This is a genomic window from Pseudomonas sp. JL3, assembly GCF_031570575.1.
GTDB lineage: Bacteria > Pseudomonadota > Gammaproteobacteria > Pseudomonadales > Pseudomonadaceae > Aquipseudomonas > Aquipseudomonas cucumis.
In genome coordinates, this window is record NZ_JAKWJK010000017.1 from 59,463 (window position 1) to 71,799 (window position 12,337).

At 56.1% G+C, this 12,337-nt stretch carries 13 protein-coding genes; 10 read left to right on the forward strand and 3 right to left on the reverse strand.

Going from position 1 to position 12,337, the window contains the following annotated elements; all coding sequences use genetic code 11:
• Window positions 1–453: 453 nt before the first annotated feature.
• The 3 genes from MMG91_RS23780 to MMG91_RS23790 are packed head-to-tail and all read left to right on the forward strand — an operon-like array spanning window position 454 to window position 1,207.
• On the forward strand, window positions 454–804 hold the full coding sequence (locus tag MMG91_RS23780; RefSeq protein ID WP_310660898.1) for a hypothetical protein: 351 nt from the start codon (window positions 454–456) through the stop codon (window positions 802–804).
• 9 nt (window positions 805–813) lie between these two features.
• Complete coding sequence (locus tag MMG91_RS23785; protein WP_310660899.1) at window positions 814–954, forward strand: hypothetical protein; 141 nt, start codon at window positions 814–816, stop codon at window positions 952–954.
• 10 nt (window positions 955–964) lie between these two features.
• Entirely contained in the window at window positions 965–1,207 is a 243-nt protein-coding gene (locus MMG91_RS23790; protein WP_310660900.1) for a hypothetical protein, read from the forward strand.
• A 777-nt stretch (window positions 1,208–1,984) separates the two neighbouring features.
• Here MMG91_RS23790 and MMG91_RS23795 read toward each other — a convergent pair.
• Together MMG91_RS23795 and MMG91_RS23800 are read right to left on the reverse strand one after the other, a co-directional pair.
• Entirely contained in the window at window positions 1,985–2,230 is a 246-nt protein-coding gene (locus MMG91_RS23795) for a hypothetical protein (protein ID WP_310660901.1), read from the reverse strand.
• Between the two features lie 217 nt (window positions 2,231–2,447).
• Window positions 2,448–3,551 (reverse strand): polyamine ABC transporter substrate-binding protein, encoded by a 1,104-nt coding sequence (locus MMG91_RS23800; RefSeq protein ID WP_310660902.1) that lies wholly within the window; start codon window positions 3,549–3,551, stop codon window positions 2,448–2,450.
• Between the two features lie 139 nt (window positions 3,552–3,690).
• Here MMG91_RS23800 and MMG91_RS23805 point away from each other — a divergent pair, with 139 nt between their 5' ends.
• Window positions 3,691–4,482 carry a helix-turn-helix transcriptional regulator gene (locus MMG91_RS23805; protein ID WP_310660903.1) on the forward strand — a complete coding sequence of 264 codons (792 nt, stop codon included), beginning with the start codon at window positions 3,691–3,693 and terminating at the stop codon, window positions 4,480–4,482.
• A 19-nt stretch (window positions 4,483–4,501) separates the two neighbouring features.
• Here the strand turns inward: MMG91_RS23805 and MMG91_RS23810 are convergent, their stop codons facing one another.
• Window positions 4,502–5,149, reverse strand: a complete 648-nt coding sequence (locus MMG91_RS23810) for a peptidase M41 (protein WP_310660904.1) — start codon at window positions 5,147–5,149, stop codon at window positions 4,502–4,504.
• A gap of 273 nt (window positions 5,150–5,422) precedes the next feature.
• Here MMG91_RS23810 and MMG91_RS23815 point away from each other — a divergent pair, with 273 nt between their 5' ends.
• The 6 genes from MMG91_RS23815 (at window position 5,423) to pqqB (ending at window position 12,303) form a co-directional block, all read left to right on the forward strand.
• Window positions 5,423–5,884, forward strand: coding sequence for an Lrp/AsnC family transcriptional regulator (locus MMG91_RS23815; RefSeq protein ID WP_007980298.1), 462 nt, complete (start codon window positions 5,423–5,425; stop codon window positions 5,882–5,884).
• A 227-nt stretch (window positions 5,885–6,111) separates the two neighbouring features.
• The gene (locus MMG91_RS23820) at window positions 6,112–7,794 is read left to right on the forward strand and encodes an NAD(P)/FAD-dependent oxidoreductase (RefSeq protein ID WP_008067390.1); all 1,683 of its coding nucleotides are present in this window, start codon (window positions 6,112–6,114) and stop codon (window positions 7,792–7,794) included.
• A 10-nt stretch (window positions 7,795–7,804) separates the two neighbouring features.
• On the forward strand, window positions 7,805–8,599 hold the full coding sequence (locus MMG91_RS23825; protein WP_310660905.1) for a carbon-nitrogen hydrolase family protein: 795 nt from the start codon (window positions 7,805–7,807) through the stop codon (window positions 8,597–8,599).
• Between the two features lie 38 nt (window positions 8,600–8,637).
• A complete protein-coding gene (gene pqqF / locus MMG91_RS23830; protein ID WP_310660906.1) occupies window positions 8,638–11,076 on the forward strand; it encodes a pyrroloquinoline quinone biosynthesis protein PqqF in 2,439 nt (812 codons plus the stop codon).
• Window positions 11,077–11,232: 156 nt separating this feature from the next.
• On the forward strand, window positions 11,233–11,307 hold the full coding sequence (pqqA, locus tag MMG91_RS23835; protein WP_009045898.1) for a pyrroloquinoline quinone precursor peptide PqqA: 75 nt from the start codon (window positions 11,233–11,235) through the stop codon (window positions 11,305–11,307).
• Window positions 11,308–11,391: 84 nt separating this feature from the next.
• Window positions 11,392–12,303, forward strand: coding sequence for a pyrroloquinoline quinone biosynthesis protein PqqB (pqqB, locus tag MMG91_RS23840; protein ID WP_305447151.1), 912 nt, complete (start codon window positions 11,392–11,394; stop codon window positions 12,301–12,303).
• Window positions 12,304–12,337 lie beyond the last annotated feature (34 nt).

Genomic DNA, 12,337 nt, shown 5'->3' on the forward strand with positions numbered 1-12,337 from the left:
CAGATACAGTCCTATGGTCCAAGGGTACAATGCTCGTTCGCCAGCCGCCAAGGCGCTTCAAGGAGGTGCCTTGGCCTACAGGTCATCCTCTGGATTGCGCAACAGCCGCAACTCACCGCGTGCAACCTCATCCGGCACCGCGAAGGAGTACCGTCCCAGCATAGTGCCCAGCTCCAACGCAGCTGACATCTCCCGAGCACGATCATACTGATCGTAAGCCGAATCTAGGTCGAAGCTATTGTTCTCTTGCTTCAGGTCCCACAGCACACTTTCGGACGCCGAATGAGCCGTCGCTGTTGCCGCTGACCGAAAACTGACCTTGCGGGGGTGCGGTAGCTGGCGATGAGACCCGTGCAGACGTCAAATTCCCCGGGGGCCTCACATCAAAGACCGTTTGCATCTTAGTCACCGCTTGTAGAAAATCATCGTCTTTTTGCACGAATGGATACGCGCATGAAGTTCGAGAAGACCACGCAGTACAGGTCCGAGGAAGGGATCGTCTTCAATCTGTCTCAAATCACCCTCATGGAAAGCGACCGAGGTCGCCTGCGCGAGCTGCACTTTGGCGAAGCGAAACGCGCCCATTACCAAGTCAACAGCATGGTCGTCGATATGTACGACCGAATGCAGGCTCGAAACCTGCCATGCCTGCTGACAGTCTGCATTTCCAATCCCCTGACCCGGCAGCAGGCCGATGCTATCAGCACTATGCGCGGCAACGTCGCCAAGGGAATTGCTGCGGCCTCAGGTGGCGTTGCCGGGAGGGTAGGTGCGTTGGGCGGGCCGCTCATTGGCTGGGCTTAAGGTGCAGTCGTGACGACAGGTGTCAACTGGTACCTCAAAGGGGCCCTGCCGAACCTGCATGCAGGTGACGTGCTGGTCAGCATCGAGGGAGAGGTCCATGGCGGGATTGGCCCACAGCGCTCTGTCGTGACGCTGGTCATCAAGGTCTGAGGAACTGCACATGCCCTACATCATGCAAACTGTCGTCCTTCTGGTGCTGGGCGCGATCCTCGTTCAGTTTCTGAAACCATACCCGCTGCGCAAGTGGCTGGGTTTGGCGCTGCTGGCAACGGGCTTGGTCAGCATCTTCAAGGTTGGTGAGCAGCAGGTGCTGGGCTTTGACCTGGAGCTGCTAGCACTGCTGGCCGTGCCGCTGAGCGCGGTGCTTTTCCTGACGCGGCGGCGGTTCACGGAGGGGGACTGAAGCCCTGGCACGATTTCTCGGTGCCGTCTCTGACCCAAAATCATATGGGACAACAGTCGATCAACAGCGCGTTGATCGATGATCTTAGCGTTGGACCTTGCCGGCGGATTGGGGGGTTACTTTGAACATACTGGTAACTCCTAACCTAGGTTAGATGCCGCCAAAATCACTGCTAAATGATGGGTGGCGACTGTAACGCAGGCCAGGTGCAGTCGGAAATGTGTAATGCCACATTGACCAGCCTCGCCAACTCTGCGGACGCGGCCTAATTCTGATCCTAGACAGCACGGATCTAGCGCACATGAAAGGTCACCTCAATCGCCAACCTTTAAAGTCAGACTATACGCACGCCTTAGGCCAAGCCGCGTTTTGCTTCTCGATCTGTGAATGGAACGTGGTTTGGAGCTGCGAGAGGATTAGCCCGGGGGCACTACAGAAGATCGTAGGCGAAGATTTCACTGCGGGGCGAATTGCGAAACTCAAAGGCCGCAAAATCAGTACAACCACGGTACAGTACTCAGCTTGAGCAACCTTCTCAAAATTACGCTTAGCACCACGTATTACGGGACCTCCAGCTATGCCAACCTACGTTCACCTACGAACGCTTTCTCTAGGCATATCAGCTCGCCCAGCAACTCATAATCCCTTGGTCGTAGGTTCGAGTCCTACTGGGCCCACCATACTCAAAGCCGCGCACTGCGCGGCTTTCGTGTTTCTGGGTGGCCACCGCTGATACAGTCCTATGGACACCGTCGCGAAAGGCTTGCGTGATCCGCCTTAGCTCGATTGGTGAACTCCCTTTTCAGCCGGTGCAAGTTCGGGAAACTCAACCAGCAGTGCCTTGTTACCCTTGGCGATGTGCTCCATCACCGCCATGGCGATGTTTTCACGCACCATCCCGACCGAAACGTAATACATGGCCCAGGCTTGTTCGGGCGTGCAGTGGCCGATCTGCTCCTCAATCTCCTTGTAGGCTTTGTATTCGTCCGACTCCAAGTAGCATTGGCAATCACCTTGGTACATGATTTTTCTCCTTCCCTAGAATCTTTGTGACACCCCTAATTAAGTCGGCTGATAAGGGCTGCCCCTGCTCCCTAAGTGATTAGCAGCACTCCAAATAAACGCGGGATATTGCAGGAACCACACCAATTTCGCATATACAGAACCTTCCTATCAGGCGCCCTTCTGGGTCCCGAACCGTTAGGCGCAGGGGGTATCGGAGAACGGCAACCCAGCTAGATCACGTACCACTCTTCACTTTGGTCCAAACCCGAGTGCGGATTCGCTCCAACTTCAATGGCAGCGACTCAAGTGGAACAAGTGTAGCAACGGTCTTTTTGTCTGGATAAATCCAAGTATTGTCGCGCAGCTTCTGTTCAACAAACTCTGTGGCATCTTTATTAGCGTTAGGATACAACGTGTGATTTGAGCTCTTGGCAATAACTTCTGGTCGCAACATATAATTAATAAACGTCATGCCTTCCCTTGGGTGGGGAGCATCTTTTAACAGAACCAAATTTTCTGACCAAACCAACGCTCCCTCGCGAGGAAGGCTGTATGCAATCTTGCGTCCAGTATTAGCCTTCTCGTTGATTGCCTGCGCAGCAAGGGCACCATTGGCCCACCCTACGACTGCACAAATATTGCCATCAGCCAAGTCAGAGTCGATTCTGGATGAGTCGAAATAGAGGACGTAGGGACGGATTTTTAACAACAGGGCTTGAGCTTTCTGGTAATCATCCGGGTTCCTACTGTTGCTAGGGAGCCCAAGGTAATGCAAAGCAATTGAAATGATCTCACTTGGAGAATCGAGCATTGCCACACCGCACGACTTGAGTTTGCTGATGTTTTCTTCTTTGAAGATCAAATCCCAGCTATTCACCGGAGCATTATCACCCAATGCCGCTTTGACTTTATCAACGTCATAGCCAATGCCGGTGGTGCCCCATAAATAGGGCACAGCGTAGCGATTACCAGGGTCATTGACCGCAACCTGGGACAAGATATCAGGATCGATGTGTGACAAATTACTCAATTGATTACGATCCAACGGCTGAAGTACTCCCGCCTGGATCAGGCTTGGCAGCACGTTGGAGGTAGCCACAACCACGTCGTACCCCGTGCGCCCAGCCATCACTTTACTCTGCATGATTTCGGCACTGTCGAACGCATCCATATGGATGCTGGTGCCGGTTTCCTGCTCAAACTCCTTTGGGGTCTCCGGTGCGATAAACCCGAACCAGTTATACAGATACACACCAGGCTCTACAGCCCCCACTGATGTGCTGATCCCTGCACAGAGAAGCGAGGCTGCAAAAATGGTCCGCAAAGGTGACTTTCTCATACAACTATCCTTGTCAAGACGACATGCCCTCATGGCCATCGTGAATCCTGATCGTGAATATACCCGGCATTGACTAATAGTAAATACCTACGAATACTTACCTGCGACCTACGAATCCCTAACCCTAAAGGGGTAGAAAATGCCACTCGACCTTCATAGCCTGGCTTGGCACCGTTCGATTGGAAAGTTGATCATGCAGTTGAACCGTCCAGAATTCTGGAGCTCACTTATTCGTACGTTAAATGAATATGTGCAAATCGATAACTGGGTCGTATTAATATTTAGCAACCAACAAGTGCAAGTTGTTAGTCTTCCTGAAGTAGCAGATACAGAAGAAGTAGATGCGTTCATTCATCGCTACGTGAAGGGACTTTATATGCTGGATCCATTTTATATAGCTAATCGAGAAAACCCGCAGAGCGGTTTTTTTCATATGCTGGATATTGCACCGGAACATTTCCTTGAAACCGAGTATTATCATCAATACTTCGCACAGTATATTTCTGTAGATGAAGCACAGTACAACGTCCAACTTGACTCCGATAGAACGCTGTGCATTTCCTTTGGCAGCAACGCCCGCTTCAATCAAGAGCAAATAACAACACTTGACATTATCAAACCATGGGTGACTGCATTAATGCATCAACGCATGAGTTTTGAGATTGAGGTAGAAAAAGATCTCCCTGAACCAACTCTATGGCCAGAAACGATTCTCCAGCTAGGCACACAAATAACAACGCGCGAAAAGGACGTCCTCAAATTATTACTTAGCGGCTTTTCTAACAAAGAGATAGCAGGAAAACTTTCCCTGTCTACAGAAACGATAAAAGTTCACCGCCGAAATATTTACGCAAAATTAAACATCAAATCACAACCCGAATTGTTTGCTCGTTTCTTTATGCCAAAACAGGATATCTGCCCGGCAAATTGAAGTCCGCGCCTGGCACTTTTCAGGCCCAAACACTCAACGATGGAATGGCTTGCACAGACGGCAACCGCTCGAGCATTTCCCCCGTCAACACGACTTCATAAGTATCCGCCGGCCGCCCCCACTGCTCCACAATGACCATGCCGTCTATCAGACTCGCACCCAACTCGGTAATCGTATCGGCCAACGCCTCTACGATTTGTTGGGTCCGCAACCACACGCGATCAGTAATCTCTTTAAGCTCGGCAGTAATGCGCTCGGACGACGCTGGATCCGTATCGGGGTAGGAGATATTTCGCAGCAAATGCCGTAGCTCCCTTACTTTTGCGTAATCCTGTTCCGCCCCGAACTCTCCATTCAGGATGGCTGTCGCTTTCGTTTTATCGACGAGTTTCCTGGCTGAATGCTTTGCAGGTAAGGTCTGACTCATAGCGCCAGCAAAAAGGACGATCAGCCGACCTTCCAGATGTTCCTTCATTTCTTCTATCGAGGAGATTGACCGCGTTAAGAGAATGGAAGCCCCGGCCTGATGCCTCAAGTCCATGGTCACTTTCAGGGTCACATCACCCGTTTTAAAGCCCAAGGCTCGGGCAACCACGTAATGCCCCATTTCGTGCTTCGCAATCTGCAATGCATGATCCCGTATAGCGGGAGGCATCTTCTTCATCATTCCCATCATCTCCCGTCACAGTCCTCCGTTGCGTATTCGACTATGAGAGTAACGGCTCGTGCCCATGCTATCGATGTAGGACACGTTGCGCATCATTACTCCTGCCGAGTCGTGAAGGCACTGGCTGATCGTGGTGTGAGGGTTGCTCGGGTGTGGGGACAGACGTGCAGATGCGGCGGTTTCGTGAGGCGTTTGACAAACGCCACCCGAGCACCGCGCAGGATGTGCCTGTAACATGCCTGTCCATTGCTCTGTGCCGCTGGAGATACCCCCTTGCCTGACACCCGCCCGCCCGTTCTTGACGAAATCGACCGCCAATTGATCGCGGCCTTGCAGATCAATGCTCGTGAAAGCGTGGCCATGCTCGCCCGGCAATTGGGGATCGCCCGCACCACCGTTACGTCGCGTCTGGCGCGGCTGGAAAAGGCCAAAGTAATCACCGGTTATGGTGTTCGCCTGGGGCAGCGCGTGGTGGATGGCGGATTGCAGGCGTATGTCGGGATTACGGTGCAACCGCGGTCCGGCAAAGAAGTACTGCGTCGTCTGAGCGCCATGGCTCAGGTGCAGCAGTTGTGTGCGGTGAGTGGTGAATTTGATTACGTGGCGTGGCTGCGCACCGACTCGCCGGAGCAGCTGGATCAGTTGCTGGATCAGATCGGCAGTGTGGATGGGGTGGAGAAGACGACGACTTCGATCATCCTGAGCAGCAAGATTGATCGGGGGCAGCCGGTATGAGTTTCCGCCATTAGGTCTTGAGTGCCTGGTCGGGCCTCTTCGCGGGCAAGCCTCGCTCCTTGGTGAGTTTCGTCGTAATGCCTTTTTTAATCGTCATAATGTTTAGATGAAAAGCAAAATGACGACACATTGCGTCTTATTAACGTGTTCTACGCTCTCTAGAATGGCTGCCATCTTTTCCTATACTCAGACGCGCACCCTGCGTCAGGTCGCCAGCAAGGTCAGCCATGAACAAGAACAATCGCCATCCTGCAGACGGTAAAAAACCGGTCACTGTTTTCGGCCCGGACTTTCCTTTCGCCTTCGACGACTGGATCGAACACCCGGCCGGGCTGGGCAGCATTCCTGCGCACAATCACGGCGCCGAAGTGGCGATTGTCGGGGCTGGCATTGCAGGCTTGGTGGCCGCCTACGAATTGATGAAGCTGGGCCTTAAACCCGTCGTCTATGAAGCCTCGAAGATGGGCGGCCGTCTGCGCTCCCAGGCGTTCAATGGCGCGGAAGGCATCATCGCCGAACTCGGCGGTATGCGTTTCCCGGTGTCGTCGACCGCGTTTTATCATTACGTCGACAAGCTCGGCCTCCAGACCAAACCCTTCCCGAACCCGCTGACGCCTGCATCAGGTAGCACGGTAATCGATCTGGAAGGCAAAACTCATTACGCACAGAAACTGGCGGATCTTCCTGCACTGTTCCAGGAAGTCGCTGACGCCTGGGCCGATGCTCTGGAAGCCGGCTCGCAGTTCTCCGATATCCAGCAAGCGATTCGTGACCGCGACGTACCGCGCCTCAAGGAACTGTGGAACACCCTGGTGCCGCTGTGGGACGACCGCACCTTCTACGATTTCGTCGCCACCTCCGAAGCCTTCGCCAAGCTCTCGTTCCATCACCGCGAAGTGTTCGGTCAGGTCGGTTTCGGCACCGGCGGCTGGGACTCGGACTTCCCCAATTCGATGCTGGAAATCTTCCGCGTGGTGATGACCAACTGCGACGATCACCAGCATCTGGTAGTCGGCGGCGTGGAACAAGTGCCGCTGGGCATCTGGCGCCATGTGCCGGAGCGTTGCGTGCATTGGCCTGAAGGCACCAGCCTCAGCTCGTTGCATAGCGGCGCGCCGCGCTCCGGAGTGAAAAAAATCGCCCACGCACCGAACGGGCGTTTTACCGTCACCGATAACTACGGCGACACACGCGAATACGCGGCGGTACTGACCACCTGCCAGAGCTGGTTGCTGACCACCCAGATCGAATGCGACGAAAGCCTGTTCTCGCAAAAGATGTGGATGGCCCTGGACCGCACCCGCTACATGCAATCGTCGAAGACTTTCGTGATGGTCGATCGCCCATTCTGGAAGGACAAGGACCCGGAAACCGGTCGCGACCTGATGAGCATGACCCTCACCGATCGCCTGACCCGTGGCACTTATCTATTCGACAACGGCGACGACAAGCCAGGGGTGATTTGCCTGTCGTACTCGTGGATGAGCGATGCGCTGAAAATGCTTCCGCACCCGGTGGAAAAACGGGTGAAGCTGGCGTTGGATGCGTTGAAGAAGATCTACCCGAAAGTCGACATCGCCGCGCGGATCATCGGCGATCCGATCACTGTGTCCTGGGAAGCCGACCCGCATTTCCTCGGAGCCTTCAAAGGCGCCCTGCCCGGCCACTACCGCTACAATCAGCGCATGTACGCGCACTTCATGCAGGACGACATGCCGGCCGAGCAACGCGGGATTTTCATCGCCGGCGATGACGTTTCGTGGACGCCGGCCTGGGTCGAAGGCGCAGTGCAGACCTCGCTCAACGCTGTGTGGGGAATCATGAAACACTTCGGCGGTGAAACTCACGCCGAAAACCCGGGTCCAGGAGATGTGTTCAACGAGATCGGTCCGATCGCCCTCCCCGAGTGAGGAATCCGAAATGCGCGTAGCCCTTTACCAATGCCCACCGCTGCCCCTGGATGTCGCAGGCAATCTGCAACGCCTGCATCAACTGGCGCTAGAGGCCAAGGGCGCGGATTTGCTGATACTGCCGGAGATGTTCCTGACCGGCTACAACATCGGCATCGATGCGGTCAGCGTACTGGCGGAGGTGCACAACGGTGAGTCGGCGCAGCAAATCGCGCGCATTGCCAAAGCGACGGGGATCGCCATTTTGTATGGCTACCCGGAGCGTACCGAAGACGGGCAGATCTATAACGCCGTACAGTTGATCGATGCCAATGGCGAGCGGTTGTGCAACTACCGCAAGACTCACTTGTTCGGCGACCTTGATCACTCAATGTTCAGCGCCGGGCCGGATGAGTTTCCGTTGGTTGAACTCAACGGCTGGAAACTTGGCTTTTTGATCTGCTACGACCTGGAGTTCCCGGAAAACGCCCGGCGCCTGGCATTGGCCGGCGCCGAGCTGATTCTGGTACCGACGGCGAACATGATTCCCTACGACTTCATCGCCGATGTCACCGTCCGCGCACGCGCCTTCGAAAACCAGTGTTATGTGGCTTACGCCAACTATTGCGGGCACGAAGGAGAGATCAAGTATTGCGGCCAAAGCAGCATCGCCGCGCCGGATGGCAGCCGCATCGCCCAGGCCGGACTTGATGAAGCGCTGATTGTCGGTGAACTGGATCGTCAGCTGATGATCGATTCCCGCGCCGCCAATCGTTACTTCCTCGACCGCCGCCCAGAGCTATACGGCGAGCTGAACAAGCCCTAATCCGCTAGCATTAGCGCTTCTCTGTTCTGGAAGTGCTCATGCCTGCGCTGAATCACCCTCGCCTCCACACTGAAACCCTCGCCAACGGCCTGCGGGTGACGCTGCGTCATGCTCCGGATTTGAAGCGCTGCGCCGCCGCGCTGCGGGTCGCTGCCGGGAGTCACGACGTGCCACTGGCCTGGCCGGGGCTGGCGCACTTTCTTGAGCATTTGCTGTTCCTGGGAACAGAGCGCTTTCCCGCAGGGCAAGGGCTGATGGCCTACGTGCAAGGTCATGGCGGGCAGGTGAATGCGCGAACCAGCGAACGTACGACGGACTTCTTTTTCGAGCTGCCGCCTCAGGCGTTTAGGGGTGGACTGGAGCGTCTGTCAGACATGCTCGCTCATCCGCGTATGAATCCGGACGATCAGCGGCGGGAACGGGAAGTGCTGCACGCCGAATTTGTCGCCTGGTCGCGGGATGCGACGGCCCAACAGCAGTTCGCGCTGTTTGATGGACTCTCGGCGGCTCATCCATTGCGGGCATTTCATGCGGGAAACCGTTACAGCCTGCCGGTGCCGCAGCCCGAATTTCAGCAAGCGTTGAAGGGTTTCTATCAGCAGTATTACCAGACCGGGCAGATGACGCTGAGTCTGGCCGGGCCACAGAGTCTCGATGAGTTGAAGGCGATGGCGCAGGCGTTTGCCGTTGCTATTACCCGCGGCGAAAAAGTCCCTCAGACAAAGCCCACCCTGTTGATGGATTCTTCAGACAATAGTTATCAACAGGCTGGAGAGCGTCGGCTGGATCTGCTGTTCGCCTTCGAAGTGCTGCCCGACTCATCGCCCGAAGCGCTGGCGTTCCTGTGCCACTGGCTGAACGCCGAAAAACCCGGGGGCCTGTTGGCGCAGCTGCAAGAATCCGGGCTGGCGGACAACCTGAAAGCCGCGCCGCTCTATTACTACGCTGGCCAAGCCTTGCTGCACATCGAATTCACACGGCCCGCCCGCGCCACGCAACCGGACAAAATAATCCGCGAACGGCTCTTGGATTGGCTGGGCTTTTTTGCCTCTCATCAGGATTGGGCCGAGCTGCGCGATGAGTATGCAGCCCTGCTGCAACGCCAACAGCAAGTCAGCAGCGCCTTGCAACTGGCCCGACGAGACAGCGAACAGCTTGAAGCCGGGCTGTCCGAACAGGGCGTTGTCGCCCTCAAGGCAATCCTCAAACAAATTGGCGCTGTGGATAACTTCACCGGTCAGTGGCAGCTGCCGACCCCCAACCCGTTTTTGCGCGCCGAGACTCCAGCCTCGAATGCCGGATTGATTCGCGGCCAGACCAGCGCCCACCGCGGCCTGCGGACTTTTGCCCAGGATCGCTCACGCAGTCGCCGCGAACGATCGCCGATGCAGTTCAGTCAGGCATTGCCGGATAACACCGATGAAGGTGCGGTTTATCTGCGCTGGCGCTTGGAGTTCGCACCTCACAGCCGCCTTCAGTCGAATCTGGAAAACAACCTGCGGATGCTGCGCGAAGATGCGCGTCAGGCCGGTGTCGACTTTTCCTTCAGCGCTTCGGGCAATGAATGGCTGCTAAAGATGACAGGCCTGCAGGAACCGATGCCGACAGTTCTCGAACATGCGCTGAAAGAACTGACAAACCCGGATGCCGATTTCTCACAGGAAGAGCCGGCGTCCATTGCGTTGATGCCGATTCGACAATTGCTCAAGGCACTGCCCGATCTATGCCTCGAGCACACCGTAGCCTCGGATGACCTGCAGCAACTCTGGTCGAGCGCACGCTGGGATGGCCTGGCGACAGGCCTGTCTGCCCAGACTCAAGCAGCAATGGGGTTTGCCTTGAGTCGTATCCCCGGCACTGCGGACAGTCAACTGACGCCGCCTCCGTCGATTCGCTCGCAGCGTCTCTGGAGTACCGTCGCCACCGAATCCAGCGAACACGCGCTGTTACTTTTTTGTCCGACAGCAACCCATGACATCGCCGATGAAGCCGCCTGGCGTTTGCTCACACACGTGTGCCAGACGCCGTTCTACCAGCGCCTTCGGGTGGAGCTGCAACTTGGTTACGCCGTATTCAGCGGACTACGTCAGTTAAACGGTCAGACCGGGCTGCTTTTTGGCGTGCAATCGCCGAGTGTCGCGCCTCTGGATTTACTGGAGCACATCGAACAGTTCCTCAGCGAATTGGAGGGGATGATCGACCGCATCGATGAAACGACCTTCATCGCTCAACGCCAAGCGCTGGCCGATCAATTCGATAATACCGCCCTGCCCAACGCCCAGGCCGCCGAGCTGCTCTGGCAAGGTAAACTGGCCGGCCACTTGTCGGATTACCTGAAACATCTGCCTCAGGCGATTCTGATGATCGACCGCGAAGCCTTGCTGGCGGCGGCACAACGACTGAATCGGGCCGATGGCGGATGGCGCTGTCTGGCCAGCGGGCCTTGTTCCGGGACGCCTTGGCAAGTGGCAAAATGATCATTACCGGCGCTGCAATTAGCTTTCTCAAAGATTCGTGGCCAATCGTTCTGTAATTTTGAGTAACATAGCCACCTAACTATCTGAACATCTCCGGCTGGAGGTGGACTATATGTATAGGTCTCAACTGTCCCATCCACCTGAAGGAGCGCTTCTATGTCCTGGTCCAAACCTGCTTACACCGACCTGCGTATCGGCTTTGAAGTCACCATGTACTTCGCAAGCCGCTAAGCTCTGCCGTCTGGTAGAGAATGCAGTGCTACGCCTCGGCTCGCCGGGGCGTTTTTATTTTCAGTTTTCAATGATGGAGCGGCCATGTTTGTCCAGATTCTAGGTTCCGCCGCCGGCGGCGGTTTCCCCCAGTGGAACTGCAACTGCGTGAACTGCGCAGGTTTTCGCGACGGCAGCCTGCGGGCCGAGGCGCGTACCCAGTCGTCCATCGCGATTTCCGATGACGGTGTGAACTGGGTGCTGTGCAATGCTTCGCCGGACATCCGCGCCCAACTCCAGAACTTCGCTCCGATGCAGCCCGGTCGCGCGCTGCGTGACACCGGCATCAGCGCAATCATCCTGATGGACAGCCAGATCGATCACACCACTGGCCTGCTCAGCCTGCGCGAAGGTTGTCCGCATCAGGTCTGGTGCACCGACATGGTCCACGAAGATTTGAGCACCGGTTTCCCGCTGTTCACCATGCTGACCCACTGGAATGGCGGTCTGAACTGGAACCGTATCGAACTCGATCAGAGCTTCACCGTCCCGGCCTGCCCGAACCTGCGCTTCACCCCACTGCCACTGCGTAGTGCCGCCCCGCCGTACTCGCCGCATCGGTTCGACCCGCATCCAGGCGACAACATCGGCCTGATCGTCGAAGACCTGAGCACCGGCGGTAAACTGTTCTATGCACCGGGCCTGGGCAAGGTCGACGTATCGCTGCTGAAGATCATGGCCAGCAGCGATTGCCTGTTGGTGGATGGCACGATGTGGGACGACGACGAAATGCAGCGCCGTGGCGTTGGCACGCGCACTGGCCGGGAAATGGGTCACTTGGCGCAGAACGGCCCCGGCGGCATGCTCGAAGTTCTGGAACAGCTGCCCAAACAGCGCAAAGTGCTTATCCATATCAACAACACTAACCCGATTCTCGATGAGGATTCGCCGGAGCGTGCGGAGCTGGTTCGGCGCGAGGTTGAAGTGGCGTATGACGGCATGAGTATTGTGTTGTAGCGGATGGCCTCTTCGCGGGCAAGCCTCGCGCCTA